The sequence below is a fragment of the Pseudomonas turukhanskensis genome (assembly GCF_027922365.1).
GTDB classification, from domain to species: Bacteria; Pseudomonadota; Gammaproteobacteria; order Pseudomonadales; family Pseudomonadaceae; genus Aquipseudomonas; species Aquipseudomonas turukhanskensis.
On sequence record NZ_BSFN01000018.1, the window covers coordinates 52,699 to 79,182 of the forward strand.

The following is a 26,484-nucleotide window of genomic DNA, read 5'->3' on the forward strand; positions in this document are numbered from 1 at the left end:
GGCGATCAGGCCACGGCAACCACATCGAGGATGCGTTGCAGCACCCGGTCCTGGTCGATACCGGCGGCCTCGGCCTCGAACGACAGAATGATGCGGTGACGCAGCACGTCGAACAGCACGGCCTGAATATCTTCCGGCGATACAAAATCGCGGCCGGCCAACCAGGCATGTGCACGGGCGCAACGGTCGAGGGAAATGGAACCGCGCGGGCTGGCGCCGTAGGAAATCCACTCGGCCAGTTCCGGGTCGAACTTGGCCGGGGTGCGCGTGGCCATGACCAACTGCACCAGGTACTCCTCCACGGCGTCGGCCATATACAAGCCAAGTACTTCCTTGCGCGCGGCGAAGATGGCTTGCTGGCTGACTTTATGTTCTGGCTTGGTTTCGCCGTTCAGGGCTTCACCGCGGGCTTGCTGGAGAATCTTGCGTTCCACCGAGGCGTCGGGGAAACCGATTTTTACGTACATGAGAAAGCGGTCGAGCTGAGCCTCGGGCAACGGATAAGTGCCTTCCTGCTCAATCGGGTTTTGCGTGGCCATTACCAGAAACAGCGGCGACAGATCGTAGGTGCTGCGTCCCACGCTCACCTGGCGCTCGGCCATGGCTTCGAGCAACGCCGATTGCACCTTGGCCGGGGCCCGGTTGATTTCGTCCGCCAGCACCAGGTTGTGAAAAATCGGGCCTTGCTGGAACACAAAGCTGCCGGTTTCCGGGCGATAGATTTCCGTGCCGGTGATGTCGGCAGGCAGCAAGTCGGGGGTGAACTGAATGCGGTGGAACTCCGCCTCGATGCCCTCGGCCAGTTCCTTGATCGCCTTGGTCTTGGCCAGACCTGGCGCACCTTCAACCAACATATGGCCATCGGCGAGGAGGGCGATTAGCAGCCGCTCGATGAGTTTTTCCTGGCCCAGAATCTGCGTGGAGAGAAATTGACGCAGGGCGACTAGCGCTTCGCGGTGTTCCATCGTGGAAGGTTTCCTGGCGGATTGACGAGGTGCAACGGCTCACAGCCAGCGGCATAGGCCTGCGGGGTGGCTGCGAATGGCGTGACACTTTAATGCATAACGTGGAGTGGCGGCTATCGCGGGTAGGGGAATGAGCGGCGGGTCACGCATGATTCCGGCGTTGTTGCGCAGGCGGGAATCTTGAGTCTTCCGGAGAATGGTGATCCCTCCGAAATTCTGGGTCCCCGCCTTCGCTGGGACGACGGAGGTTTGGGGTTGTTTCACCGTCATTCCTGCGCAGGCAGGAATCCAGAGTCTTTCAGGAAAGTGGTGATCGCTCCGAGATTCTGGGTCCCAGCCTTCGCTGGGACGACGGAGGTTTGGGGTTGTTTCACCGTCATTCCGGCGAAGGGAGGAATCCAGAGTCTTTAGGAAAGCGGTGATCGCTCTGAAATTCTGGGTCCCAGCCTTCGCTGGGACGACGGAGGTTTGGGATTTTTTCACCGTCATTCCTGCGAAGGCAGGAATCCAGAATCTTTCAGGAAAGTGGTGATCGCTCCGAGATTCTGGGTCCCAGCCTTCGCTGAGACAACAATGATTTTTTCCAAGTGGTGTTCAAACGCCGGAATAGAGCCCCGCATCTGTTGACCGAATATGTCGCCCCATCGCAATCCAGCGGTCACAGCCTATCGTTAAGCTACGCGTGACTTGATGGTCGTCGTGTGCACTGGCGGGTTTCAACAATGGCCTAGACTGTTGTGCAACTCGATTGGCAAGGTGTCCTGCCCAGGTAATTGTCGGCACCGGCATACGGCGCGTTCAGTCATGTATGAATTCAGCGAGCTCTTCCACGAATAACAACCCCCGCGGAGCACAACCATGGCGTTCTTTACGGCGGCCAGCAAAGCCGATTTTCAGCATCAACTGCAAGCGGCACTGGCGCAGCACGTTAGCGAACAGGCGTTGTCACAAGTAGCCCTGTTCGCCGAGCAATTTTTCGGCATCATCGCCCTCGAGGAACTGACCCAGCGTCGCCTCTCCGACCTAGTCGGCTGCACCTTGTCAGCCTGGCGTTTGCTGGAGCGCTTCGACAGCGCCAAGCCGCAGGTACGAGTCTTTAATCCCGATTACGAAAAACATGGTTGGCAATCCACCCACACCGCCGTGGAAGTGTTGCACCCCGACGTGCCGTTTCTGGTGGACTCGGTACGCATGGAACTGAACCGCCGCGGTTACAGCATCCATACCCTGCAAAACAGCGTGATCAGCACCCGTCGCAACAAGAAAGGCGAGCTGCTGGAAGTGTTGCCCAAAGGCAGCACCGGCAAAGACGTGCTGCAAGAGTCGTTGATCTTTCTGGAGATTGACCGCAGCGCCAACGCCACCGATATGCGCACCCTGGAAAACGCGCTACAGGAAGTATTGGAAGAAGTACGCATCACCGTTGCCGACTTCCAGCCGATGCGCAACAAGGTCACCGAGCTGCTCACCTGGCTGGGCAAAGCCAAGCTTAAGGTTGACGCTGCCGAGCTTGCCGAAATCAAAGTGTTCCTGCAGTGGCTGATGGAGAACCACTTCACGTTCCTGGGCTACGAAGAATTCACCGTGGCCGACGAAGCCGAAGGTGGCCATATCACTTACGACGAGTCGAGCCTGCTCGGCCTGTCCAAGCGCCTGCGCACTGGGCTTTCCAGCGCTGACTTGCATATCGAAGAATACGCGGTGAAATACCTGCGCGAGCCGGTGCTGCTGTCGTTTGCCAAGGCCGCGCAACCGAGCCGCGTGCACCGCCCGGCGTACCCGGATTTCGTTTCGATTCGTGAGCTGGATGCCAAAGGCAAGGTTGTGAAGGAGTGCCGTTTTATGGGCATTTACACCTCCATCGCCTACAGCGAGAGCGTGCGCAGCATTCCGTACATCCGCCGCAAAGTGGCTGAGGTCGAGCAGCGTTCGGGCTTTACCGCGCAGGGGCACCTGGGCAAAGAGCTGGTAAAAGTGCTGGAAGTGCTGCCGCGCGATGACCTGTTTCAAACCCCGGTAGACGAGCTGTACAACACCTCGCTGGCCATTGTGCAGATTCAGGAACGCAACAAGATCCGCCTGTTCCTGCGTGCCGACCCTTATGGCCGTTTTGTCTACGCACTGGCCTATGTGCCGCGCGACGTGTACTCCACCGAAAGCCGCATTCGCATTCAGCAAGTACTGGTTGATCGTCTGCAAGCCACCGACTGCGAGTTCTGGACCTATTTCTCCGAATCCGTGCTGGCCCGTGTGCAATTTATTCTGCGCATCGACCCGAAAACCAAGCTGAACATCGACCAGGCGCAGATCGAGCGCGAGGTCATTCAAGCCTGCCGTTCGTGGAAAGACGATTACGCCGGTTTAGTCGTGGAAAGCCTGGGCGAAGCCAAAGGCACCCGCGTGCTGGCCGACTTCCCGAAAAGCTTCCCTGCCGGTTACCGCGAGCGCTTTGCGCCGCACTCGGCCGTGGTGGATATGCAGCACCTGCTGAGCCTGTCGGACGAGCGTCCGCTGGTGATGAGTTTCTACCAGCCGCTGAGCGCAGGCGGCCAGGAACTGCACTGCAAGCTCTACCACGCCGACACGCCACTGGCGCTCTCCGACGTGCTGCCTATTCTGGAAAACCTCGGCCTGCGCGTGCTGGGTGAATTTCCGTATCGCCTGCACCACCAGAACGGCCGCGAATTCTGGATTCACGACTTCGCCTTTACCTACGCCGAAGGCCTGGACCTGGATATCCAGCAGCTCAACGACACCCTCCAAGACGCCTTCGTGCAGATCGTCGGCGGCGCTGCCGAAAACGATGCCTTCAACCGCCTGGTGCTCACCGCCGCCATGCCATGGCGCGACGTGGCGCTGCTTCGTGCCTACGCCCGTTACCTGAAACAGATTCGCCTGGGTTTCGACCTCAGCTATATCGCCAGCGCCTTGCTGAACCACGTCGATATCGCCAAGGAGCTGGTGCGCCTGTTCAAAACCCGTTTCTACCTGGCGCGCAAGCTCACGGCTGACGACCTGGCAGACAAACAACTGCGTCTGGAACAGGCAATTCTGACCGCCCTGGACGACGTGGCGGTACTGAACGAAGACCGCATCCTGCGTCGCTACCTGGACCTGATCAAAGCCACCCTGCGCACCAACTTCTACCAGACCGATGCCGAGGGTAAGGCCAAGTCGTACTTCAGCTTCAAATTCAACTCGCGAACCATCGCTGACCTGCCCAAACCCGTGCCGTTGTTCGAAATTTTCGTGTACTCGCCTCGGGTAGAAGGCGTGCACCTGCGCGGCGGCAAAGTGGCCCGCGGCGGCTTGCGCTGGTCCGACCGTGAAGAGGACTACCGCACCGAAGTGCTGGGCCTGGTAAAAGCCCAGCAAGTGAAAAACGCGGTGATTGTGCCGGTGGGCGCCAAGGGTGGTTTTGTGCCACGCCGTATGCCGATTGGCGGCAGCCGCGATGAAGTGCTGGCAGAAGGCATCGCCTGCTACCGCATCTTTATTTCCGGCCTGTTGGACATCACCGACAACCTGAAAGAAGGCGACGTGGTGCCGCCGCAAAACGTGGTACGCCACGACGAAGACGACCCGTACCTGGTAGTGGCCGCCGACAAAGGCACCGCCACCTTCTCCGATATCGCCAATGGTATTGCCGGCGAATACGGCTTCTGGCTGGGCGACGCCTTCGCCTCCGGCGGCTCGGCCGGTTATGACCACAAAGGCATGGGCATCACCGCCAAGGGCGGCTGGGTTTCGGTGCAGCGCCACTTCCGCGAACGCGGCATTGACGTGCAAAAAGACCTGACAACCGTGATCGGCATCGGCGACATGGCCGGCGACGTCTTCGGCAACGGTCTGCTGCTGTCGGACAAACTGCAAATGGTGGCCGCCTTTAACCACCTGCATATTTTTATCGACCCCAACCCCGATGCAGCGAGCAGCTTTGTCGAGCGCAAGCGCCTGTTCGACCTGCCGCGCTCCAGCTGGGCCGACTACGACGCATCGCTGATTTCCAAAGGCGGCGGTCTGTTTTTGCGCAGCGCCAAAAGCATCGCCATCAGTCCGGAAATGAAAGAACGCTTCGACATCACCGCCGACAAACTCCCACCGACCGAACTGCTGAACGCCTTGCTTAAAGCGCCGGTCGATTTGCTCTGGAACGGCGGCATCGGCACCTACGTAAAAGCCAGCAGCGAAAGCCACGTAGACGTCGGCGACAAAGCCAACGACGCCCTGCGCGTAGACGGCCGCGAACTGCGCGCCAAAGTGGTGGGCGAGGGCGGCAACCTCGGCATGACCCAATTGGGCCGCGTGGAATACGGCTTGAATGGCGGCGCGAGCAACACCGACTTTATCGACAACGCCGGTGGTGTGGACTGCTCCGACCACGAAGTGAACATCAAGATTCTGCTCAACGAAATCGTCGCCGCCGGCGACATGACCGGCAAACAGCGCAACAAGCTGCTGGCCGAAATGACCGACGCCGTGGGCAGCCTGGTGTTGGCCAACAACTACAAGCAAACCCAGGCACTGTCCCTGGCCCAACGCCGTGCCCGCGGCAGCATGGGCGAATACAAACGCCTGATCACGGCCCTGGAAGCGGCCGGCAAACTCGACCGCGCCATGGAGTTCTTGCCCACCGACGAGCAACTGGCAGAACGCGTAGCCAACGGCCATGGCCTGACCCGCCCGGAACTGTCGGTGCTGATCAGCTACAGCAAAATCGACCTCAAGGAATCGCTGCTTACTTCCCTGGTACCCGATGACGACTACCTCGCCCGCGAAATGGAAATCGCCTTCCCGCCGCTGCTGGCGAAGAAGTTCGGTGACGCCATGCGCCGCCACCGCCTGAAACGCGAGATCGTCAGCAACCAGATCGCCAACGACCTGGTCAACCACATGGGCATCACCTTCGTGCAGCGACTGAAGGAATCCACCGGCATGAGCGCCGCCAATGTGGCCGGTGCCTACGTGATCGTGCGCGACGTGTTCCGTCTGCCGTACTGGTGGGCACAGATCGAAGCACTGGACTACAAAGTGCCCGCCGACCTGCAACTGCAACTGATGGACGAATTGATGCGCCTCGGTCGCCGCGCCACACGCTGGTTCCTGCGTAGCCGGCGCAACGAACTGGACGCCGCCCGCGACGTCGGCCACTTCGCCCCACGCCTGGAGGCGTTGGCCAAACAACTCGACGGCCTGCTCGAAGGCCCGGCGCGTGAACAATGGCTGGCCAAATTTCAGAATTACGTGGAGCAAGGCGTACCCGAAGAACTGGCGCGCGTAGTGGCCGGCACCAGCCACCTCTACACGCTGCTGCCGATCATCGAAGCCGCCGACATCACCGGCCAGGACCCGGCCCAGGTAGCGGCCGCGTACTTCGCAGTCGGTGGCGCGCTGGAACTGTCCTGGTACCTGCAACAGATCACCAGCCTGCCCGTGGAAAACAACTGGCAAGCACTGGCCCGCGAAGCCTTCCGCGACGACTTGGACTGGCAACAGCGGGCCATCACGGTTTCGGTACTGCAAATGACAGACGCCCCGGCGGATATGGAAGAACGCACACAGCTGTGGATCGAACAGCATCGGCCGATGGTCGAGCGCTGGAAGGCCATGCTGGGTGAGCTGCGTGCCGCCACAGGAACGGATTACGCCATGTATGCGGTGGCGAACCGGGAGTTGATGGATTTGTCGCAGCGCGGGTGAGGGTTGTGACGCTGTAAAGGGAAAGCCCCGCTTATGTGGGGCTTTTTTATGGGTATTGATTGGGCCAATGCGTCTACTCGGCGACCGCCCGGTGCGCGGAGCACACCCTACAAAAAAGCTGGATCAAGCGCGGCTTGGCTCTTGTAGGGTGTGCTCCGCGCACCAAGCGATCTAAAGGCGTGCGCAACGATTCAGCATCGATTCCTGCAAGCGAAACTCCCGAGCGACGCAAGAGCATTCATGCAACAGTCGCAATGCCCGCCACCCCATGCCGCTGTAACTGGTCGTTTCAATCGCGGCCGGACTGAAATACGGCAAATCGTATCGGTGGGATGCACTGGCTAATACAGTCTTGACGCTGTCCATTGCTCTGGTCGTAGTTATCGTTTGGTTTAGCGGTATTAGACGGTGTATAGACACGCTCGAGAGGGCGTATTGGAACGACAAGGTGCGTAGTGATTATTCGATACCCAAGCAAGGATTTTGTCAGAACGGGTAAGTCGCTCGCGAATCGACGGCAATCCTTTTCGGTCGAGTTTATTGGCACAAAGGACCTCAAGCGCTTTTCGAAGGTAAAGGATGTTTTCTTGGGCGAAGAGGATTTTGTGTTGGCGACGGCCCACCCCTTTTTCATGATGGGGCCGTTTTTTCTGGTTCATTTTTACGCGCTGGCATCAGGGGCGAGTGCGCACCATGAAGGCAATGTCGCTCATTACAAGTTCTGAGCGATTGCACCAACCGTGGCCCCATCGTGTAGCTCGCGTTTTACTGAAGTGACCAGAGACAAATCCTGTGCGCGCAGCACAACCTATGCGAGAAGATTCGCAAAGCCGCTTGAGGCGCAAAAAAGCCGTTGCCATCTGCGTTAGGCCGCCCCTATAGTCCCGCCGTCGCTGCCAATTCAGCGACCGGGTTTGGCGACCCGAGTGGATTAGAGGCGCACAGCGCTCTCACCAAACTGCAGCGCTTTTTTTCTGTCTGCTTTTTGGTGCTATGGCGGCTGTGCGCGGGATACCTTCGGGTATGCCGGGTTCCTCTGTCCCCGGTTCGCCAACCTGCGTACAGCTGCCACCCTTCGTTTGGCGACGAGTGTGACAGTTCCAATAGACAGCAGGAGCTTCACCATGAACGACAAATCCAATGTAACCACGTCCCAACCCTTCGACCTGGCGGGCACCGCACCGCTATTTATGGTCAACGCCGGCGTACCCATCGACGAAGCGCTCTCCCGAGCGGCGGACCTGATGATGTATGTCGAAACCCTGGCCGCCGCTGACTCGCTGATGAACAAAGATCACGAGCGAGCCATTCTGCAAACCCTGAGTGAAATGGCTAAAGCGCTGACCAGAGCGTGCCAAGGCGCTGCTGCCTGAAGGGTATTTGCCGTGCGTGCAGATAAGGAGGCCAAGGCCTCCTTTTTTATGGGTGAAGTCCTAAAAACGACAGAGGGAGACCAAAACGCGACCGCGCCTAGCTGAGGAGTGTGGCGCAGTTGGCATGTGGCTCGCGCGAGATTTTTTTGCCTATTGCTAATCCCTAGGTGCCTATATAGAAGGTTGAATAAATAGCCCTTTACAAAAACGGGGCGAAGTTCTGCAAAGGAAAGCAGATGTCAGAAGAACACCAGGGACCGGCTCTTCAAACCGAGGCCGACACGGGCCTCGCCTGCCTGATCATGTTGGCGCGCTTTCACAACGTAGCGGCATCCCCCGAACAACTTGCCCACGAATACTTGGAAAAGGGCCGCCACTTTGGGCGCGCCGAGCTGTTGCTGGCATCCAAGCAACTGGGCCTGAAAGCACATTCAGTGCGCAGCAAAATTGAGCGTCTACCGCATCTACCGTTGCCTGCCATTGCCGTAAGCGTTGATGGAGATTTTTTTATCATCGCCCAGCTCGATGGCGAGAAAGCGCTTATCCATGACCCGCGCTCCGCTCGTCCTGAAGTCGTCACATTCGAAGACTTGAAAGGGCGTTGGAGCTGGGAATTAGTGCTGGTGCGCTCCCAGGCATCCCTGGCTGCCGAGCTCGCCAAGTTCGATTTCACTTGGTTTATTCCTGCCGTCGTCAAATACCGCAAGCTGCTGGGCGAAGTTATCCGTTTGTATTGTCGTGGTCGTTGTTAGAGGCTATGGCCACGGGGTGTTTGATTGTAGGGTCAGATACGGCACCGGTCCGAGAGGTGATTAAAGGTAGTTGGAATGGGATTTTAGTAGATTTTTTTGACTCTAAGAAATTAGCCGAAAAGATTGGCGATGTTCTGGGGGGGACGGTGCGAAGATCAGAAACTTTGCGCAAGAACATGCACAATTTTTCGATACTATCAACGGAATTTTAGAATACAACTATTTGGCAGCCGTCGATTCTAACTCGCCTGCGCGGTTTGTCTGACATAAAAGGATTACTTATGAGTCGGCTTTCTGTTTCTTTCCTGTCTATTTGTAAAAAAATTGCTGTAGTAATAATTTTTGCGCTATTAATTATGTTGGCGAAATATGTTCTCTTTAGTGAATCGCGACCCGCTTCAAATTCTGAAGAATACTTAGTTCAGCACGGCATAAAAAAAGGATGGGAAAATGAGCTAATTATAAGAGGGGTCGCACTAAAATTTCCGGCTGGTTATCCAGTTAACCCTTATACGGACAGGGATAAAAATATTGTCAAGGGAAGGGCGGATAGTGTTGAGACTTCTATTGATGTTAACAGTGATAAGTTCATGCCTCCAAAGTATGCGAGCGGGACCGTGCAAATAAGAATTTCAGATAAGGGATCTGAAGATTCGGAAAGTCTAGCGGATTACCTTAAATATACAACTAAAGGTGCCGGCAGCAAAGTTGAGAACCTAGAGCTGAACAACTATATTACTGCTGGCAGGGGTGGATGGGCGAACCTAATTCTTGAACCATTTGATGGAACCAAAACCCCGATGGGCGGGAGAATTATTTTTAGTTGCAATGGCAAAAGCTTGAGTAGTCCTGGCGGATGCCGAACTTCTTACCAGCATTCTTCAGGGTTGCTGGTTGAGTATTTTTTTTCGGGCTATTCCCTCTCTCGCTGGAAGGAAATAAATTCTCAGGTTGTAAGTTTCGTTGACTCTATAACTTTACGAAGGGAGATATGATAAATGGGTTTGTATCTGACGCAAGTGCAGGTAAATGAGATAAAGAGTTTATTTGATGCGGGGTTGAATTCTCAGGGTAACTATAGCCACATTTATCAGGCTATAGCAGAAATGCTACCAGCAAGCGACGAAAAAATTGGTTTCTAGGGGCTGCTCAGGCGAACTCTGGCCAAGGTGTCTATTCTGCAATGATCCGAGGTTATTCGGAGCGACAAATGAATTTGAACAACCAGTTGAAAGGCAATAGCGGCGCAAACAGCCTTACTGGTGCAGCCGGTAACGACACGCTGGATGGTCAAGGTGGCGCAGATACATTGACTGGTGGTGTAGGCAACGACACCTATCTACTGGGCAGGGGCTACGGCAGTGATACGGTTGTAGAAAGTGACTCGACTGCCGGCAATACAGATGTAGCGCTGTTCGCAACCGGCATTGCCACGGACCAGCTGTGGTTTACCAAAGCTACTAACAACCTTGAGGTCACCATTATCGGCACGAGTGATAAGTTGGTTATCAAGGACTGGTATGTAGGCAACGGTAACCATGTCGAGCAGTTCAAAACCTCTGATGGCAAAACGTTGTTAGACAGTCAGGTGCAGAACCTGGTCAACGCCATGGCCTCGTTTGCACCTCCTGCTCCTGGACAGACTTCGTTGCCTTCTAACTATCACGCCTCGCTGGACACCGTTATTGCGGCAAACTGGAAGTAACCGCTGAGTGAGTAGGATCAGAAGCCCCGCCTAGTGCGGGGCTTTTTGGTGCGTGTCCTACCGGTAGAAACGCAAAGCTCACCCTAACTTCCGTCGTCCCCCGCGAAGGCGGGGACCCATGGCTTAGGAGAGCGCCGATCTCTCCGAGATTCTGGATTCCGAATCGTCGGCCCGCCGCCTACGCAGAAATGACGGTGATAGAGGACACCGGCTGTGAAGATCAGCCGTCCAAAACACCGGCATCCGCTGGGCTGTGCGCATGCGCCGCACCGTTGTGCTGGTAGTGAATAAAGCTCGCCAGGTGCAGGTAGTCGAGGATTTCCATGGGCTGCTGCTCGGCGTTGGCCGCCTGTTTTTGGCCGTCGTGTTCAGACTCGTGTTGACAGTTCATCACTTGCTCCAAATACTGTATGCATAACCAGCTTACAGGGATTTTGTCATGACCTTCAACCTCAGCCAGCTTCCTGCCGCCGAACGGATGGCCATTCAGCAGCATCGCCAATTCTGCTTCGAGAGTTACCAGCGCCAGCATGAAACCGATGCGCAGTTGGCCGTCGAGGCGGCTTGGGAGTGCAGCCGGTTGCTCGATGCCCGTGGCGAGAAGAAGGCCGGTTGGCGCCAGTGGGTTTGCGAGCAGTTGGAGGCGCTGGACAATCCTGTGCTGGTGGCCAGAATCAAGCGACGGCTCAATGGCTACGTAAAAGGGGCAGGGCAGAGCACCCATGGTTGAAACGCTGATCAAACTCGTACTGGCGCCATTGCTGTTGTTGCAGGGCCTGTATGTGCGCCGGGTTACGCCGAAGCTACCGGAGCCGACGGGTGAGCGAGCAGGCGTAGTGGGCAGCGGGCCGCATATGCGGGTGTTGGTGCTCGGCGACTCGGCCGCCGCCGGTGTTGGCGTTAGCCACCAGGCGGACGCGCTGAGTGGGCAACTGGTGGCCAACCTGGCAGCGGATTATCGGGTGAGCTGGACGCTGCTGGCGCAATCGGGGTTTGGCATTCGCGATGTGCGGGCGATGGTGGAGCGCACGGCAACCGAACCCTTTGATGCGGTGCTGGTGTCGGTGGGGGTGAATGATGTGACCGGTGGGCTATCGGCCCAAGCGTGGAGCGAGGCGGTGGCGCATTTGCTTGATTTGCTGCTGTGGAAGTACAGCGCGCGCTGCGTATTGCTGGCCCCGGTGCCGCCCATGCATGCGTTTGCGGCGCTGCCGCAGCCGTTGCGCTGGTACCTGGGGCGGCGCGCCAGGCAGTTCAACGTGGCGTTGGCGAAGTTGGCCAGTGAGCGGGTGGATTGCCAAGTGCAAGCCAGTGAGTTTGCGTTGCAAGGCGATGCGTTGGCCGTGGACGGTTTTCACCCAGGGGCGCCCATTTACAGGCTTTGGGCAGCTGATACGGCTGCGGCCTTGCGTCGGTATTTTGCCGATCCGGTTTCATTGGGTGGGCGGTTGGTGACGGTGCCCGCACCGTTGTAGGAGCCAGCTTGCTGGCGAAAACGGTAACGGCGGCTAACTGAATACCGCAGCGCCTGCTTCGCGAGCAAGCTCGCTCCTACGGTTCGGCGGTGTGGCTAACTTCTTAGCCGCGCAAAACTTACACACGCCGCCAATGCCGCCGCAGCCGCTGCCACCGCAATAGTCAGGTGCATGGCATGAATATTCTCGGCAACGCCAGTCGCCGGGCTGGCTGAGTCGCTGGTGTAGGTGGCCAGAATGATCGCCACCAACGCGGCGCCAAAGCACTGGCCGAAGGTGCGCACAATGGCCAACACCCCCGATGCACTGCCGCTGCGCTCACGGGTTACGTTGGCGAGCATTTCCCGGTTGTTGGGGCTTTGAAAAAAGCCAAAGCCCACGCCGCACAAAAACTCTTTCCAGAGAATATCCAACGCCTGCGGGCTGGGTACAAAGGCCAGCAGCAACAGCCCCAGCGTAAACAGGGCGAGCCCGATGGTGGAGAGCATGGCCGGGCGGTAGTGGTCTGCCAGGCGCCCGGCCTGCGGCGCGGCCAGCACGATGCCTATGGGCCAGGCAGTAAACAGCAATGCGGCGTGAAACACGTTGTAGCCGTAGGCGTTCTGGAACAGAAAGGGCAGCGAAATAATGATGATGCCCTGGCTTACAAAGGCAACCAGCGAGGTCATGGCGGCCAGGGAGAACCGCGACGATGTGAATATATCCAAGGGCAACAGCGGCGCCGGCGCACGCTGTTGGCGCCAGACGAATGCCAAGGCCGACAGCAGGGTTAGTGCGCTGTACAAGGCCGCCATCATCAGGTCGGGCCCGGCGCCTTGGCCGTTGTTGGTAAAGGCATCGGTCGCCAGAATCGCCGCGCCCATGGCGATGGCTGAGAGGCAGGCGCCGAGGAGGTCAAACGGGCCTTTGACGGTGGCGGTGCGAGGTATAGCGCGCAGCGCAAGGGTAACGCCAACGATGCCCAGCGGAATATTCAGAGCGAAAAGCCATTCCCAGCCAGCCACCGACAGCACAATGCCGCCCAATGTCGGGCCGATGGCCGTGCTTGCAGCCACCAGCAGCGCGTTCAAGCCCAGAATGCGGCCGAGCAAACGCGTGGGAAATACGGTGCGGTATATGGCCGGCCCGATGCTTAATGCTGCCGCGCCACCGATGCCTTGCAGCACCCGCATGGCGGTAAGCATTTCCAGGTTGGTCGAGAGCGCGCAGCCCAAGGAGGCCAGGGTAAATACCGCGCCGCCGCTGGCGTACAGCGCGCGAAAGCCAACGCGTGTGGCCAGGGCCGAGAAGGTAATCAGGGTCATTGCCGCCGCCAGCAGGTAACCGTTGGCCACCCAGATGGTGTCGGCAGCGGAAACGTTCAGGGCGTTAGAAATGGAGGGCAGGGCGACGTTGGCGATGGTGCCGTCGATCACGGCCATGGCCGTGGTGGTCATGACCGCGATGGTGGCCAATCGGCGTTCCTTGCCAGGGGCGCCGTCGTCGCCGGGTTGGTCTGCAAACAATCCCATACGCTCTAATCTGCCTGTTTGGCTGCACAGGCGTGGCACCTTACCGTGCATTGCCGTGCCATGGAACTGCCGGATTAGCGCGTGGGCGTGTCTGTCGTTACTTGGCCAGTGCCTCGATAAGCACTTTGTTGAAGCCTGCCGGGTCTTCCATCTGCGGCGCATGGCCTTTGCCCGGGAACTCGATCAGCCGGGAGCCGGGAATACGTTTGGCCGTGTCTTTGCCCAGCACTTTGTAATTGCCGAGCTTGGCTTTGACGTCGGGCGGGGCGATATCGCTGCCGATGGCAGTGGTGTCGGCGTCGCCGATCAGCAGCAGGGTGGGCACTGCGAGGTTGGGCAATTCGTAGTACACCGGCTGGGTGAAAATCATGTCGTAGATAAGTGCCGAGTTCCAGGCCACGCGCTTGTGCCCGGGGCCTTTGTTTAGCCCGGCCAGCATGTCTACCCAACGATCGTACTCGGGCTTCCAGTGCCCGGCGTAGTAAGTACTTTGTTCGTACTTGCGTACGCCTTCGGCGGTCAGTTTCAGTTCGCGCTGGTACCACTGGTCCACGCTGCGCCACGGTACGCCCAGGGCTTTCCAGTCTTCCAGGCCGATAGGGTTTACCAGTGCCAGGTGGGCGCTGTTTTGCGGGTACATAAGGGCATAACGCGCCGCCAGCATGCCGCCGGTGGAGTGGCCGATAATGTCGGCTTTGTCGATACCTAGGCTGGTGAGGAGGGCGTGGGTGTTGTCGGCCAATTGTTGAAAGCTGTACTGGTAGTTCTCCGGTTTGCTTGAGGTGCAAAAGCCGATCTGGTCGGCGGCAACCACTCGGTAACCGGCTGCGCTCAAGGCTTCGATGCTGTCTTCCCAGGTGGCGGCGCAGAAGTTTTTGCCATGCATGAGCACGGCTGTACGCCCGTTTGCCTTGCCACTGGGTGCGACGTCCATATAACCCATTTCCAGGGCTTGTCCCTGGGAGCTGAAGCGGAAGTGGTTCAAGGGGTAGGGGTACTGAAAACCTTCCAGTTGCGGGCCGTAGCCGTCGGCTGGGCTGGCATCGGGAGCGGCCAGCGCATGGAGGGGAAGGGTGCAGGTGAGGGCCAGACCAAGCCTTGTTAGTGCGTGCACTGTAAGTTCTCCGGGCAAGTCGATTGATCAACGTGTGCAGAACAGACCTGCTTGGCAGCAGCGCGTTCCAGCAAGAGGTCGCGCCGTGTCATTACAAATTGCGTGCAACTGAATCAGACCGTTGCCGGTTCACGCGCCACCACGGTATTACGACCATTGGCCTTGGCCGCGTACAGCGCCTGGTCGGCCAATACATAGGCTTGGTCAAAACAATGGCCGGGGTCCACGTTGACCAGGCCGGCACTGACGCTGATGGCACGCCCGTCGGCGGCCGTTATTTCGGCAGTGTGGCGACGCAAGCGCTCGACAACGTCGCGGGCAACGGTCTGATCGCAGCCATAAAACAGCACGGCAAATTCATCGCCGCCCAGACGCCCGGCGATATCGCCTTTGCGGATGGTGTGTTTCACCAAGCTGGCAAAGCGCTGCAGTATGGCGTCGCCTTCGGGGTGGCCAAGCTGGTCGTTGATCCGCTTGAAATCGTCCATGTCGCAGAGCATCAGACACACGGGCGCGCGCACCTTGTGGGCGAGTTCTATGAGCTGATTGCAGGAGGCCTCGAAGTGCGCGCGCGAGTACAGGTTAGTCAGCGAGTCGACGTTGGCACGCTGTTCCAATTGCACTGTGGCCTGCTTGAAGCCGCTTTCGACACGCCCATGCAAGAGCAGCAACATGGCGCAAATTCGTAGCACCGCAGCGATGACCGTGGCGATCATCAGCACCGAGAGCAGGCCCTGATCGGGCGGCAATGCCATGCCAAGCGCCGGCACGGTATTTACGATGCGGTACAGGGTGACCAGTAGCACCACGGCAGCGCTGACCAGCATGATGCGAATGGGCAAGCGCGGCGCCAGTTTGCCAATGCCTAGCAAAAACGCCGTAAACAGCAGCACCTGCAGCCCGGTGCCAACGGAAAACACGATAGCCCGTTCGGCAAAACCCAAGCCTGTTATCCAGGCAAGCAACAGCATTACATAAGCGCCCGCAGCCAGGCCCCAACGCAAGCCCATGCCGACAAAAACCGGCTGGCCGAACCAGGCGCGCAAGCCAGTCTCAATCAGCGGCATGGCTGCAAAGAAGGCGACGTTGGCAACGATCAGCATCAACGGGTGTGGCGCCACCGTGAAGGCAATGAGCAGAAAACTGCCCAAGGTCAGCAACGCCTCGTTGGTGACCCACCAGCCAAAGCCAATGCTGTGGCTCGACGAGCGCCAGAACACGCCCAGCAGAAAAGTCAGCATCACATGGATGATGGTGGAGAAAATCAGCACGCTAGGCAGATCAAGCGGTTGAGCCATGATTACTACTACCTGTGGTTTGCGGCTTCAGACGCTGCGAGTGGTCGCAACGAAAAAAGCCCATCGCGAACGAATGGGCTTTGAACGGTCGTCAGGCATCAGAGTGTCGCAGCCGGAGCAAGGCGCAGACTTTAACGGATGCCGCTTTAAATGTCTGTGACGTGATGGCTAAAACCCAGCATGAATGTTCGCATAATGTATATTATGTTAAATAGCGTATTGATGTGCGAAACCCATTGCCTAATACGTTGCTCGGTAGCTGCTTGCTTGATGCGCCGCCATAGGATGACCACTCGGGCAAAAAAAGCCCCTTGCGGGGCGTCTCGCTAATCTCGATCAAAACCTGGGAGCTTCATGGATCGAGTGAAACGACAAGGAAACTACAGGCATGCACTAGCCAACGTATCCGAGTGACTTGGCAGCCTCCGTTAGCACGCTGGAATCGAAATACCTTTCCGGCGCATTGAGCCCTGATATTCCGATAGCCTGGGCAAACTTGATCATTGCTGCTTGCTGATCTGGCGTGATGAGAAACGGAACACCAGTATTGCTGGCTTTTGCGAGCTTCAGGTTTTCAGCCAGCACTTGTTTCTGGTTCGCAGCGTCGAGCCCAAGATCGCTACCGTCATTCTCGACAACCTGCAGGACCGCTTTATCTGGGTTCTCGGCACAGAATGCTTGCCCTTCCAGCACGCCCTTGAAGAACGACACGAGTTGTGGGCGGTTGCGCTCCAAGACGTCTCGCTTAACGGTAAAAATCGAAGAAGGTAACGGGTAGTTCATCTCCGACAGCATGGTCACGATGAAGTCTTTGCCCCGGACCATCCCCCTGGCTTCCAGCTCTAGAGGCTGGTTTGTGATGTAGGCCAGGTACCCTTCCCCATCGCCGGCGAACAGCGAGTCAGCGGTAAAGCCGGTAGGACGAACAGCGAATTCGCCCTGAATCTGGTTGTACGCAAGAAGCCCTTTGAGCTCCTCTTCCAGCGATGGGAATTGGATCAAAAGAGTTTTGCCGACGATGTCAGCCGCAGTACGAATCGGCTTTCCAGGCAACGAAATAATGCAGCCAGGATTTACCGGGAAAGCCGCTCCGAGAATGACAAAGTCGTTTTGCTTTTGCACGGCATTCAAAAACGGAGTCCAGATGCATTGCCCAATCTGAGCCCTGTTGGCCGCGAGTGAAACCAAGGGATCGGGCGCAGACGGACCGCCGGGGATATAAGAAACATCCACCCCATGCTTGGCAAAGTAACCATTGGCCCGGGCAACAAAAATGTTGGAGAACTCCACATCCGCAACCCAGTCCAGGGCAACGGTCAGGGGAACAGCTGAAGCTGCGAATGCTGTCTTTGAAAACGACATCGGTACGCAGGCAGCAAGGGCTGCCATCGACGTTGCCGACAAGAATGTCCGGCGAGAAAGTTTGGTTGGCTCACGCATAGGGTAAGTATCCAGATCGATTCATGAGGGCAGTCGATAGAAAAAGTCTCGCGTACTGTCTAGCGCAGCTTCGAGCGTTTCGGGCAAGTCTGATCCCTACCCTACCCCCACCTCGCGAGGATTTTTTTACAGGCAATTTGGGCTAGGGAAAGGAAGAAGATGGACATGACTGTTGAAAGGAGAGCACCACCCACAACTCTGTCAGTTGCGAAGTTGGCCATAGCCGAACGCAGTTGATACCCCAGCCCTTCCGATCCAATCAGATACTCAGCGGTCATCGCGCCGATAACGGATGATGGTGCCGAAATACCGAGCGCCATCATGAAGTGCGGCACTGCTGCCGGTATGGCCAGGTAACGGAGTTGTTGCCATTTTCTGGCGCCGAAAACCTTGAAAAGACTTTCGTGAGAATGCTCGACTGCATGCAGACCAGAGCTCACCGCGACAAATGTCGGCAGGAACGTCACCACAGTCACTACACACAGCACCGAAGACATTCCTGGGCCGAAAATTCGGGTGATGATTGGGATGATGGCGACCACGGGTATCGTCGCGAGCAGTAAGCTCACCGGAAGCAGCATCGACTTCAAAGCAAAGCTGCACCAAGAAAGCAATGCCATGCCGGTACCCATGAGCACGCCCAGTAGCAATCCATAAACAGACGCTCTGAAGGTGACACCGCCTTCATGCAGGTACACATCTGGGTGGCCGATCACGTCCTCTAGTACAGAACCTGGTGACGGAAAGATTATCGCGTTGACGGGTAGTATCTGTGCCACCAGCACCCAGGCGATGAAGACCAGTGCTATGGGTAAATTGGTCAGCAGCCAATGTTTAGCAAATCGCGCGGTCATAGCATGATCCTCTTTCGAGCATAGGCTTCAAGCGACCCGACGACGCCATAAAATGCCAAGGCAAAGCACGCCACGAAGAGCATTGCACTCCATAGAAGTGGAATCTGAAAATTGCGCATGGCGCTTAGCATCATCAGCCCAAGGCCGCCTTGACCACTGAACCACTCCGCCAAGACCGCGCCGACAACTGCAGCAGGAACGGCTTGTTTCATACCGTTGAGAATCATAGGGGCTGCATAGAGGACGTCGTACGCGAAGAAGCGCTGGTACTTCGACGCGCCGTAAACTTGAAACAGATCCACGTGCGCGGTGTTGAGACGCCCAAGCCCTGATAACGAAGCCATGTACACCACGAAGAATACATAGATGGCGGCCAGAATTAGGCCAGACAGCTGCCCGCCCACGAGGATGATTAGGATGGGAGCAATTGCCACAGCTGGAACCGCATTAACGAAGGTGACGAATCTGTCGGCACCTGGTCGATAGATCGGGAACAGGTGAACGAGGCTGCTTATCACGATCGCCAACGTGACTCCGACTGCGTATGCGTAGAGAATAACTTTGGACGTTTTACCCGTGGCCAACAGTAATGTTTGCACTACTCGGCGCTGGCAGATGTATTCAACCACTGTTGAAAGTGGCGGCCACGCTGGGCCGGCAAGCTGAAACGTTCCTACCAGTTGGATTGAGCCGATAAAAACCAGAATTCCGAATGCAGCATAGAAGCGCTGCGTCGTTTTTATATCAAGTGACATTGGTCGCGGGCTCCAACAGTTCGGTGAGGTAATCCGTTAACTTATGAAACTCGGCAGTACGCATTAGACTCGATGATCGAGGACGTTCGAACGGAACGTTAATCACCTCTCGAATTCGCCCTGGGTTGGCCTCTAAAACAATAATCCGATCAGCTAGAAATATGGCCTCATCAACGCCGTGAGTGACCAATACCGTGGTAATTTTTTGCTCTGTCCAAATCGACTGAAGTTCGATATTAAGCTGCTTACGGGTTACCGCATCAAGTGCACCAAAGGGCTCATCCAGCAGAAGAAGCGATGGATTAAGCATCAAGGACCGAGCGATGGACGCCCGCTGTTTCATGCCGCCCGAAACCTGAGATGGTTTTGCATTGGCATAGTGCGCCAGTCCAACAAGCGCCAGAAGTTTTTCAACTCGTTCATTGTCGACTGGCCGGCGCGCCAGTTTAAAAGGCAAACCCACGTTTTCTTTTATAGACAACCAAGGTAGCAACGCATGATCTTGAAAAGCGACGCCGAGACGGTGCTTTCTCGCCAGTTCTCGCGGTTCCTCTGCGCAAATAGTTACACGCCCCTGAGTGGGAATCTCCAGCGCCGCAATAAGTTTAAGCAATGTGCTCTTGCCACATCCTGAGGGCCCAATCAGCGCGACAAATTCCCCCGGACTAATTTCAAGATCAATACCCGCCAATACTGTGGACGATGCGCCACCCTTACCGCGATAAGACATGGAAATACCATTAAGTTTTACCGCTGTCTCTGAAGCCTGGTATCGCGTGGAGCCCTCTACTGACTTAGCCGCAATCATCACTTTTCCTCACTACGTCTGAACCGAACCGCGACGATTATAAAGGGTGTTAAACGATGATAGTCAAGGCCTTTACAAAGCTTATTTCGAGTTCGCGCTGTAACGTCTTAACAGCGCACTGCAATGACTCACTCCATCCTGTCTTTTGCACAAAACCTGTGCGCCGAGTCAATTTTCGAATCCGATCGAAGACAGCCTATCGGTCTGGTCTAAATCGTCATTTGAACTTCTAAAGTACTGAAATACCTAACTTAATTTCTTTTTGTCAAGGCGTTTACAAAAATGGCATTGTCGTTGCTGTAGGCCTCCTTGCCCGATTTTCAGGGTGGCACTAAACCGACAAAAAGGAAGGATGATGAAATCTGCGTACAGCACTGCGTTCACGCTCGCTCTAGCTCTTTTTTCAGCGGCAGCATCAGCTGAGGATCTGCTGCAGTGGCAGCAAACCGATGCCGCCTATCGATACGGAAAAACCAACAAAGTAACGCCGGAAATCGAACAGGTTTTCACCCTCGAACAGTCCAGCGGTTGGTCTTTCGGGGACCTTTATTGGTTTGTGGACAACAGCTATTTCAACGGGGCAAGCGATCCTATAGCTGGGCATTTCACCTATTACGCAGAGTTCTCCCCACGGTTGAGCTTCAATAAGATTTTCGATAAGAAATTCAGCTTCGGGCCTATTACTGATGTACTTCTTGCAGCCACGCAGGAGTTTGGCGAAGGTCAGGTTGAAACAGCGCTACTAGGCGTTGGCGTAGACTTGGCTGTGCCGGGGTTCGATTTCTTTCAACTGAATATCTACCATCGTAATCCAAGCGGAGATCGAGACGGCGATACATGGCAGGTAACGCCTGCATGGGGTGCTACCTTCCCCTTCGCCGGATCAGAACTTCTGTTCGATGGGTATATCGACTGGATTCCTGATAACGACGAAACGTTTCACGCGAACTTCCACCTCGCAACCCAACTAAAATATGACATCGGTCGGTTCGTAGAGTTTGAGCCGCGCAAGCTCTATGTTGGTCTGGGTTACGACTACGCAAAAAACAAATATGGTGTTAAAGACGGCGACTTTGGTATAGATGCAAACCAAAGCGTCCTGCAGTTCGTGGCGCGCTACAACTTCTAATAGCGCAAATTACTGACTCACGCAGTCTTGCACCCCTTTAACATCTGACTGAATTAGAAATTTTGGCAAGTTGCTTGTCGGGGCTTGTTGCGCGCGGATTTTAGCTAGTCATCATTTTTCAATAATGCTGCACTCGTTAAAATCCCGCGCCCATCCAGAAAGAGAACAATTAGCATGATAAATAACAGTGATCTACTGACTACTGCTGAAGCCGTTAGGCTCTTACCCAAGGCCGAGCTACACCTCCATCTTGAGGGGTCTATCTCACTTAAAACTCTTATTGAACTGGCGCATCAGCATCACGTGCAATTACCTCCCAAGCTGCATGCTGAGGCAGTGCTGGAATATCGTGATCTTGATGAGTTCATTGATGTGTCCATGTTTGCTTTCCAGGTGATACGCACCTCAGAAGACTTCACCCGAGTCACCTTCGAAATGCTGTCACATTGCGCCGAACATGGCGCGAGGCATGTGGAGTTCTTTTTTAGTCCGAGTTCGCACAGGCACTTGGGCTATCCACAAATTCTTCAAGCGATTTGCGGTGGGATGCGCCTTGCTGAGCAGCGCTTTGGTATTACATCCCTGATCATTCCGTCGCACAACCGAATGCTCGGCGCAGAGGCGGGGCTAAACTTTTTAAAATTGATCGAGAGCTGCCCTGCTCCTGAAGTCGTAGGAGTAGGTTTGGAATTTGCTGAGCGCAATTATCCTCCCGAGCTATACGGGGTGCTGTTCGGAAAGGCAAAAAAGATGGGACTTCGACTTACCGCCCATGCTGGCGAAGATGGTCCGGCAGCTTATGTTGAGACCTGCCTCACGCTCTTATCGTGCGACCGCATCGATCATGGTTACCACGTCATCGATGACAACGATCTGATGGGTTATTGCAAAGATCGAGGTGTCTGGTTCACCTGCTGCCCGACTACTACCAAGCATACGACGACCTGGAAGCAGCTAACCTCTAGCGAGCATGCAATCCATCAGATGATAGCGGCAGGTTTGAATGTCACAATCAACACCGATGACCCTGGGTTTTTCCAGACAGATTTGACCCAGGAATATCTATCCCTCGGACTCCCCCTCGAAACCCTCGCTTGCCTTGCACTCAATAGTCTCGAAGCGTCATGGATGCCTGGGCCTGAAAAGGCACGGCTACGTGAACTATGGCAGGCAGAGATCGACGACATTATTCAAAGACATCAAGCCCACTAACCTGGCCGCATTACCGGCACCCAAGGCGATAGCGACTTGCGAGACAGGTGTCGGTTAAACCGTTCAAGCGATTGACTCATACACCAGGCCGTCGGTGTATGAGCCTTAGTTGCTAACGGCGGCTATCGAGTCGGTAGCTGCCAGGTTGGCCGAAGCAACCCGAGGTTTTCGCGCAGTGTTCCGCCACAATATTCAGTCTTCATCAGCCCTCGTTGTTGGAGGATTGGTACGACATGATCGACAAAATCATCCAGGCTGTTGGGCATTGCGTGCAGGTAGAGATTGAACCCGTCTGCCCCACCTTGCTGATACCAAAGCTGCATAGCGTCAGCCACCTGCTCAGGCGTGCCGATGACCGATAAGTGCGCATAGGCACTTGCCAACCAATGAAAAGCCTCACGTATCGTCATCCGGCGACCTGCACGGTTGAAATCAATCTGCTGTCCGTGCGCAAGTTTTTGCAGTTCGGGCAAATCTGGAATCGGGCCGTCCAGGTCGTACCCCGTCAAGTCGACTTTCCATAGCCCCTTGATCATTGCTAAACCGCCGCCATCATCAAGGTAAGTCTGACGCTCTCTGAATTTTCGCTGCGCGTCTTCTTCCGTCGCACCTATTACAGGGAAAAAGCCAGGAAGAATCGCCAACTCGCCACCGGCTCGACCGTGCTTCTTCATCGCTTCATGCATTTTGGTTTTGAAAGCGCGCCCGCCTTCTAGCGTGCCGTACTTCGCATACATAATGTCGGCGGTCCGAGCAGCGAGATCATGACCCGCATCTGACATGCCGGCCTGAGAGATCAGCGGATAGCCCTGAGGTGGACGGGGAATGTTGAGAGGGCCCTCAATGCGAAAAAACTCCCCTTGATAGTTCAATTTGTGCATCTTGCGTGGATCGAAATACTGGCCTGACGCCTTGTCACGCAGAAAAGCATCGTCCTCAAAGCTATCCCATAACCCCATTACGGCGTCGATGAATTCGTTGGCGCGACGGTATCTGACTTCTGAAGAAAGCTCGCTGGTGTGGCCAAAGTTTTTAGCCTCTTCCGGAGAACCCGAGGTGACCAGGTTGAAGCCGCTACGCCCCTTAGTCAAAAAGTCGAGGGAGGCAATTTGGCGCGCGATCGTGTACGGATGATGGTAGGTCGCCGAGACGGTACCGACGAGTCCCAACTGAGAAGTTACTTGGCTTAGCGCCGCAAGCAAGGTGGTCGGTTCGAAGTGAACATGAGTGCCGCCTCGACCAAAATGCCCTTCACGAATGCCTGCAGTTTGAACCCCCACTCCGTCCGCCAAGAACATCACATCCAACTTACCTTTTTCACACGTCTTGGCCAGCGTGGAATACATCTCGAAATTCATATCGCCTTCGCAATAATTTCCGGGATATGTCCATCCCATCGAACCTGGATGGTTATTACATAGCACTGCCAGCTTCATGAAGTTGTGGCTTGTCATCGACTCTCTCCTAAACCACCATTTTTGATACTGCGGTTAAATCGCAGACTGTTCTAAGTTCATACACTGCCCGGTCAATTCTCGAGATGAGCGCTTCATCAACCGGCTCACCATTTAGAAAATCTGCCTCGCAGGCATAAACAGCCGTCGGGGTAGTCGCTGCACTAAAGAAGCCGAACAACGGACGTAACGAGTGCTCTACCACCAGCGCATGCTTTGACCCTCCCCCATTAGCTACAAGGCAAACGGGTTTATGGATCAGACACTCTGGGCTGAGTAAGTCAAAGAAGTGTTTGAAGTGCCCAGAATAGGCACCTTTGTAAACAGGGGAGCCTACAATGAGCGCATCAGCTTGGCTAACCTGATCGAATATGCTTCTTGCATTTACACTGAGTTCGTCAAGCGATGTAGCCATACCGAACTCAATGCCGATATCCACAAAATCGTATAGCAACACTTGCACGCTGTTTGAATCAGCAAGGCGCAGAGCGATGGCGTTAACGAGGGACCTTGTTCTAGACGGGCGGCGTGTGTTCGCGGAAAGAGCGACGACCCTTGTTGGTTGCTTGTTCATTTTTTTCGCTGCTCCGGGATGGAAAATAGCCAGGAGCAGATTGCCGAAACGCCCAATTATTGTCAAGGCCTTTACAAAGCTTAGAGGGATGGTACATTGGCTTAGCCTGGGGAAATCTTACCTATCTGTTTTGTTAGCCCTAACACGGGCCTTCCAGAGCGTTTGTATGGGTTTCTGAAAGCTTGCGCATGACTAAACGGAACATCATAATCCGGCGTAAAGGCGCTTTTTAAAGATGCTCAATCAACCGGCATCGCTGCGCGACTTTAATAACGGCCACATTTATTTGCGGGAAAAAGATAAGTGAACTCGATCAAGGACGCTAAACATGAATTACTACAACTCATGGATGATAATAACGTCGCTGGCTTTGTAGATGTCGCAGTTAGAGAGGGTTCCAAACGACTACCGCACATGAACTTGAAAGCACATCGTATGATCTTGATGCTTTTACGTGTGGGCGATCTAATTACATACGATCATATGGTAAAGATATTGCGACCTCTCGGGCTTACAGGTGCGGGCCACTATCTTATGTGGGTTATATGGTTGACCGGCCCAATTGAGGGGATTATGGCAGCTCGCCTCATGGGAGCCAGTCGAGCCAGTGTCTCGGGTATTGCAATCACATTGGAAAAAGACGGGCTTATTTCAAAAGTTCCCTCTCCCTCGGATGGTCGTGTCACGTTGCTGACTTTGACCGAAGAAGGAAAAACCAAGATTGAACAAGCCATGATGCAAATCAGCGACTCTGCGGGACTTGTACTTGAGGGGCTCACTGAAGAAGAATCTACCATCTTGTTAACTTTGCTCGAGAAATTTTCGGCGGCCACAGTTTCCAAGTCGAGGCTTCGAGCGCTTTAACAGTTCAGCGGTTAGTTAAGGTACTTTGTGAGGCAGGGAAAACGATTACCGATGATCCCTCGGTATATTCGTATGAAGCTTACCTGCATGTGCGCTAGCGAATTCTTCTGTGAGACTTAGTTCAGGAAACTGGCGAAAGGTAAGACTGATACGTGGGCCGACTTGGGCCACTGTTTTTCGCAGAGCATGAAGCCAGTACCTCTGAGTTTCACCACGCATCACAATGAGTTGTCCATGATGTAGTTCCAGATCGCGCCGCTCGCCTGATGCCTTGTGCTTAAACGCAAACTTGCGCGTGCCCCCAAGGCTCAGCGACGCAATTGCGTCATGCCGCCCTTGGGCCTCCGGATCGCTGTGCCAGCCCATGCCTTGCGAGCCATCCTGATAGAGGTTGAGTAGGCAGGAATTGAACGTGGTTCCACAAATACGCTCCACCCTGCTTCTCAGCTCACTCAGCACGGCTACACCCCAGGGTAGCGATTGCCGCTGGACACCTGAGTGCGTGTAACTAAGTGGTAAATGGGCATACCACACCGCCTGGCGGACGGTTTGGATCAGTTCGCCATTGACCAGTGCGGTGTCTGGCGCCCAGGCAACTTCGCGCAGCAAACGGGCAAAAAACGTATCGGCCTCTGCCGCCGTTAAAACGACGCCGTAGTTATGCACGGCGCCGTCCACGGGCAGCAGATTCAGGTCCTCCGGCCGGGTCAGAAACAGGTCTGCCTGCATGGCCTGGTGTGGCTCACTTGGCCCAAAGCACGCGGCCGAGGAACGTCAGCGTGCGGTCCCAGGCCAGTTGCGACCAGACTGGATCAAACTGAGTGCCTTCGATTCGCCCCTGCCCCACCGCCGTTTCGTTGGCGAATGCATGGTGCGCCAGGTACTGGTGGAACTCGGTTTTTACCCCGGCGCCGTTCAGCTTGGTTTCCAGCTCGCCGACGGTGGCGATCGGGAAGAAGGCGTCCTGGGTAGCCCAGTGGGCCAGCACTTCACCTTTAATGGCCGATGCATCGATATAGTCTAGCGGCGGAAAGCCGTACCAGACCACACCGGCTTTCAGTTCCGGGCATTGGGTGAGGCTCAGCAGTGTCAACGCACCGCCCATGCAGAAGCCGGTAACCGCGATATTGGCGGTTTTTTTCAAGAGGAAATTCACCGCGCCTTTGATGTCTTGTGAAGCCGCGTCGCCAAAGTCGAGCCCTTCCATCAAGTGGTGCGCTTCCTCTTGCTCGACGGTAGATTGCCCTCGGTACAGATCCGGCACCAAGGCCAGATAGCCGCACTCGGCCAGCCGGTCAGCCACCCCGCGAATTTGATCGTTCAAGCCCCACCATTCCTGGATGACCACCACGGCCGGAGCGTTTTCGCTCTGTGCTGGTGTTGCCAGGTAGCCTTGCAGCTCACCACCGTCCGGCCGGGTGAAGGTGACCATGGTTCCTTTTATCGCTGTCATGTCTGTGCTTCCTCAGGTTGGATTGCTGTCTTGAAGGTATTGAACAGG

General features: G+C 55.7%; 24 protein-coding genes and 1 pseudogene. 12 read left to right on the forward strand and 13 right to left on the reverse strand.

What is annotated here, in order from left to right:
- Window positions 1–5: 5 nt before the first annotated feature.
- The gene (locus tag PKE98_RS21635; protein ID WP_108097801.1) at window positions 6–965 is read right to left on the reverse strand and encodes an AAA family ATPase; all 960 of its coding nucleotides are present in this window, start codon (window positions 963–965) and stop codon (window positions 6–8) included.
- An 858-nt stretch (window positions 966–1,823) separates the two neighbouring features.
- On the opposite strand from PKE98_RS21635, the gene PKE98_RS21640 reads away from it, so the two are divergent.
- The 7 genes and pseudogenes from PKE98_RS21640 to PKE98_RS21670 form a co-directional block, all read left to right on the forward strand.
- Complete coding sequence (locus PKE98_RS21640) at window positions 1,824–6,665, forward strand: NAD-glutamate dehydrogenase (RefSeq protein WP_271197469.1); 4,842 nt, start codon at window positions 1,824–1,826, stop codon at window positions 6,663–6,665.
- Between the two features lie 455 nt (window positions 6,666–7,120).
- Complete coding sequence (locus PKE98_RS21645) at window positions 7,121–7,390, forward strand: hypothetical protein (RefSeq protein WP_271197470.1); 270 nt, start codon at window positions 7,121–7,123, stop codon at window positions 7,388–7,390.
- Between the two features lie 399 nt (window positions 7,391–7,789).
- Window positions 7,790–8,038: a DUF3077 domain-containing protein gene (locus PKE98_RS21650; protein ID WP_271197471.1), complete on the forward strand. Its 249-nt coding sequence runs from the start codon at window positions 7,790–7,792 to the stop codon at window positions 8,036–8,038.
- Between the two features lie 236 nt (window positions 8,039–8,274).
- On the forward strand, window positions 8,275–8,790 hold the full coding sequence (locus tag PKE98_RS21655) for a cysteine peptidase family C39 domain-containing protein (RefSeq protein WP_271197472.1): 516 nt from the start codon (window positions 8,275–8,277) through the stop codon (window positions 8,788–8,790).
- Window positions 8,791–8,795: 5 nt separating this feature from the next.
- Window positions 8,796–9,002, forward strand: coding sequence for a hypothetical protein (locus tag PKE98_RS21660; protein ID WP_271197473.1), 207 nt, complete (start codon window positions 8,796–8,798; stop codon window positions 9,000–9,002).
- A 69-nt stretch (window positions 9,003–9,071) separates the two neighbouring features.
- Entirely contained in the window at window positions 9,072–9,785 is a 714-nt protein-coding gene (locus PKE98_RS21665) for a hypothetical protein (protein WP_271197474.1), read from the forward strand.
- Between the two features lie 221 nt (window positions 9,786–10,006).
- Window positions 10,007–10,495: pseudogene (locus tag PKE98_RS21670) on the forward strand (calcium-binding protein); the annotation flags it as partial.
- 220 nt (window positions 10,496–10,715) lie between these two features.
- Here PKE98_RS21670 and PKE98_RS21675 read toward each other — a convergent pair.
- Window positions 10,716–10,886, reverse strand: coding sequence for a hypothetical protein (locus PKE98_RS21675; RefSeq protein ID WP_271197476.1), 171 nt, complete (start codon window positions 10,884–10,886; stop codon window positions 10,716–10,718).
- 48 nt (window positions 10,887–10,934) lie between these two features.
- Between PKE98_RS21675 and PKE98_RS21680 the strand changes: the two genes are divergently transcribed.
- Both PKE98_RS21680 and PKE98_RS21685 read left to right on the forward strand, forming a co-directional pair.
- Window positions 10,935–11,225 carry a hypothetical protein gene (locus PKE98_RS21680; protein ID WP_271197477.1) on the forward strand — a complete coding sequence of 97 codons (291 nt, stop codon included), beginning with the start codon at window positions 10,935–10,937 and terminating at the stop codon, window positions 11,223–11,225.
- Window positions 11,218–11,970, forward strand: a complete 753-nt coding sequence (locus PKE98_RS21685; RefSeq protein WP_271197478.1) for an SGNH/GDSL hydrolase family protein — start codon at window positions 11,218–11,220, stop codon at window positions 11,968–11,970. The genes PKE98_RS21680 and PKE98_RS21685 overlap by 8 nt, the downstream gene beginning before the upstream one ends.
- Window positions 11,971–12,065: 95 nt before the next feature.
- Here PKE98_RS21685 and PKE98_RS21690 read toward each other — a convergent pair whose 3' ends face one another.
- From PKE98_RS21690 to PKE98_RS21720, 7 genes are all read right to left on the reverse strand, one after another.
- Window positions 12,066–13,481 carry an MFS transporter gene (locus PKE98_RS21690; RefSeq protein WP_271197479.1) on the reverse strand — a complete coding sequence of 472 codons (1,416 nt, stop codon included), beginning with the start codon at window positions 13,479–13,481 and terminating at the stop codon, window positions 12,066–12,068.
- 97 nt (window positions 13,482–13,578) lie between these two features.
- Window positions 13,579–14,595 carry an alpha/beta fold hydrolase gene (locus PKE98_RS21695; RefSeq protein ID WP_271197480.1) on the reverse strand — a complete coding sequence of 339 codons (1,017 nt, stop codon included), beginning with the start codon at window positions 14,593–14,595 and terminating at the stop codon, window positions 13,579–13,581.
- Window positions 14,596–14,708: 113 nt separating this feature from the next.
- A complete protein-coding gene (locus PKE98_RS21700; RefSeq protein ID WP_271197481.1) occupies window positions 14,709–15,893 on the reverse strand; it encodes a GGDEF domain-containing protein in 1,185 nt (394 codons plus the stop codon).
- A 393-nt stretch (window positions 15,894–16,286) separates the two neighbouring features.
- A complete protein-coding gene (locus tag PKE98_RS21705) occupies window positions 16,287–17,333 on the reverse strand; it encodes an ABC transporter substrate-binding protein (protein WP_271197482.1) in 1,047 nt (348 codons plus the stop codon).
- Window positions 17,334–17,434: 101 nt separating this feature from the next.
- The gene (locus PKE98_RS21710; RefSeq protein ID WP_271197483.1) at window positions 17,435–18,187 is read right to left on the reverse strand and encodes an ABC transporter permease; all 753 of its coding nucleotides are present in this window, start codon (window positions 18,185–18,187) and stop codon (window positions 17,435–17,437) included.
- The gene (locus tag PKE98_RS21715; RefSeq protein WP_271197484.1) at window positions 18,184–18,942 is read right to left on the reverse strand and encodes an ABC transporter permease; all 759 of its coding nucleotides are present in this window, start codon (window positions 18,940–18,942) and stop codon (window positions 18,184–18,186) included. Before PKE98_RS21715 ends, PKE98_RS21710 begins: the two co-directional genes overlap by 4 nt.
- Window positions 18,932–19,750 carry an ABC transporter ATP-binding protein gene (locus PKE98_RS21720; RefSeq protein WP_271197485.1) on the reverse strand — a complete coding sequence of 273 codons (819 nt, stop codon included), beginning with the start codon at window positions 19,748–19,750 and terminating at the stop codon, window positions 18,932–18,934. Before PKE98_RS21720 ends, PKE98_RS21715 begins: the two co-directional genes overlap by 11 nt.
- Window positions 19,751–20,105: 355 nt before the next feature.
- Between PKE98_RS21720 and PKE98_RS21725 the strand changes: the two genes are divergently transcribed.
- Together PKE98_RS21725 and add are read left to right on the forward strand one after the other, a co-directional pair.
- Window positions 20,106–20,879: an outer membrane protein OmpK gene (locus PKE98_RS21725; RefSeq protein ID WP_271197486.1), complete on the forward strand. Its 774-nt coding sequence runs from the start codon at window positions 20,106–20,108 to the stop codon at window positions 20,877–20,879.
- Between the two features lie 174 nt (window positions 20,880–21,053).
- Window positions 21,054–22,091, forward strand: a complete 1,038-nt coding sequence (gene add / locus PKE98_RS21730) for an adenosine deaminase (RefSeq protein WP_271197487.1) — start codon at window positions 21,054–21,056, stop codon at window positions 22,089–22,091.
- A 122-nt stretch (window positions 22,092–22,213) separates the two neighbouring features.
- On the opposite strand, the gene PKE98_RS21735 is transcribed toward add, so the two are convergent.
- Both PKE98_RS21735 and PKE98_RS21740 read right to left on the reverse strand, forming a co-directional pair.
- Window positions 22,214–23,545, reverse strand: a complete 1,332-nt coding sequence (locus PKE98_RS21735; RefSeq protein WP_271197488.1) for an LLM class flavin-dependent oxidoreductase — start codon at window positions 23,543–23,545, stop codon at window positions 22,214–22,216.
- A 10-nt stretch (window positions 23,546–23,555) separates the two neighbouring features.
- Window positions 23,556–24,119 carry an NAD(P)H-dependent oxidoreductase gene (locus PKE98_RS21740; RefSeq protein WP_271197489.1) on the reverse strand — a complete coding sequence of 188 codons (564 nt, stop codon included), beginning with the start codon at window positions 24,117–24,119 and terminating at the stop codon, window positions 23,556–23,558.
- Window positions 24,120–24,422: 303 nt separating this feature from the next.
- Here PKE98_RS21740 and PKE98_RS21745 point away from each other — a divergent pair, with 303 nt between their 5' ends.
- Window positions 24,423–24,983: a MarR family winged helix-turn-helix transcriptional regulator gene (locus PKE98_RS21745; RefSeq protein WP_271197490.1), complete on the forward strand. Its 561-nt coding sequence runs from the start codon at window positions 24,423–24,425 to the stop codon at window positions 24,981–24,983.
- A 45-nt stretch (window positions 24,984–25,028) separates the two neighbouring features.
- Here the strand turns inward: PKE98_RS21745 and PKE98_RS21750 are convergent, their stop codons facing one another.
- Together PKE98_RS21750 and PKE98_RS21755 are read right to left on the reverse strand one after the other, a co-directional pair.
- Window positions 25,029–25,712 carry an alpha-ketoglutarate-dependent dioxygenase AlkB family protein gene (locus tag PKE98_RS21750; RefSeq protein ID WP_271197491.1) on the reverse strand — a complete coding sequence of 228 codons (684 nt, stop codon included), beginning with the start codon at window positions 25,710–25,712 and terminating at the stop codon, window positions 25,029–25,031.
- Between the two features lie 13 nt (window positions 25,713–25,725).
- A complete protein-coding gene (locus PKE98_RS21755) occupies window positions 25,726–26,436 on the reverse strand; it encodes a dienelactone hydrolase family protein (RefSeq protein WP_271197492.1) in 711 nt (236 codons plus the stop codon).
- Between the last annotated feature and the right edge of the window lie 48 nt (window positions 26,437–26,484).

Bases quoted from the DNA above. Each gene is read 5' to 3' on its own strand.
- PKE98_RS21725 (WP_271197486.1), top strand. From the start codon at position 20,106: ATGAAATCTGCGTACAGCACTGCGTTCACGCTCGCTCTAGCTCTTTTT.
- PKE98_RS21640 (WP_271197469.1), top strand. From the start codon at position 1,824: ATGGCGTTCTTTACGGCGGCCAGCAAAGCCGATTTTCAGCATCAACTG.
- PKE98_RS21705 (WP_271197482.1), bottom strand. From the start codon at position 17,333: ATGCGTGAGCCAACCAAACTTTCTCGCCGGACATTCTTGTCGGCAACG.
- PKE98_RS21675 (WP_271197476.1), bottom strand. From the start codon at position 10,886: ATGAACTGTCAACACGAGTCTGAACACGACGGCCAAAAACAGGCGGCC.
- PKE98_RS21635 (WP_108097801.1), bottom strand. From the start codon at position 965: ATGGAACACCGCGAAGCGCTAGTCGCCCTGCGTCAATTTCTCTCCACG.
- PKE98_RS21735 (WP_271197488.1), bottom strand. From the start codon at position 23,545: ATGACAAGCCACAACTTCATGAAGCTGGCAGTGCTATGTAATAACCAT.
- PKE98_RS21680 (WP_271197477.1), top strand. From the start codon at position 10,935: ATGACCTTCAACCTCAGCCAGCTTCCTGCCGCCGAACGGATGGCCATT.
- PKE98_RS21650 (WP_271197471.1), top strand. From the start codon at position 7,790: ATGAACGACAAATCCAATGTAACCACGTCCCAACCCTTCGACCTGGCG.
- PKE98_RS21750 (WP_271197491.1), bottom strand. From the start codon at position 25,712: ATGCAGGCAGACCTGTTTCTGACCCGGCCGGAGGACCTGAATCTGCTG.
- add (WP_271197487.1), top strand. From the start codon at position 21,054: ATGATAAATAACAGTGATCTACTGACTACTGCTGAAGCCGTTAGGCTC.
- PKE98_RS21700 (WP_271197481.1), bottom strand. From the start codon at position 15,893: ATGGCTCAACCGCTTGATCTGCCTAGCGTGCTGATTTTCTCCACCATC.
- PKE98_RS21685 (WP_271197478.1), top strand. From the start codon at position 11,218: ATGGTTGAAACGCTGATCAAACTCGTACTGGCGCCATTGCTGTTGTTG.
- PKE98_RS21755 (WP_271197492.1), bottom strand. From the start codon at position 26,436: ATGACAGCGATAAAAGGAACCATGGTCACCTTCACCCGGCCGGACGGT.
- PKE98_RS21690 (WP_271197479.1), bottom strand. From the start codon at position 13,481: ATGGGATTGTTTGCAGACCAACCCGGCGACGACGGCGCCCCTGGCAAG.
- PKE98_RS21665 (WP_271197474.1), top strand. From the start codon at position 9,072: ATGAGTCGGCTTTCTGTTTCTTTCCTGTCTATTTGTAAAAAAATTGCT.
- PKE98_RS21660 (WP_271197473.1), top strand. From the start codon at position 8,796: ATGGCCACGGGGTGTTTGATTGTAGGGTCAGATACGGCACCGGTCCGA.
- PKE98_RS21655 (WP_271197472.1), top strand. From the start codon at position 8,275: ATGTCAGAAGAACACCAGGGACCGGCTCTTCAAACCGAGGCCGACACG.
- PKE98_RS21715 (WP_271197484.1), bottom strand. From the start codon at position 18,942: ATGTCACTTGATATAAAAACGACGCAGCGCTTCTATGCTGCATTCGGA.
- PKE98_RS21710 (WP_271197483.1), bottom strand. From the start codon at position 18,187: ATGACCGCGCGATTTGCTAAACATTGGCTGCTGACCAATTTACCCATA.
- PKE98_RS21720 (WP_271197485.1), bottom strand. From the start codon at position 19,750: ATGATTGCGGCTAAGTCAGTAGAGGGCTCCACGCGATACCAGGCTTCA.
- PKE98_RS21740 (WP_271197489.1), bottom strand. From the start codon at position 24,119: ATGAACAAGCAACCAACAAGGGTCGTCGCTCTTTCCGCGAACACACGC.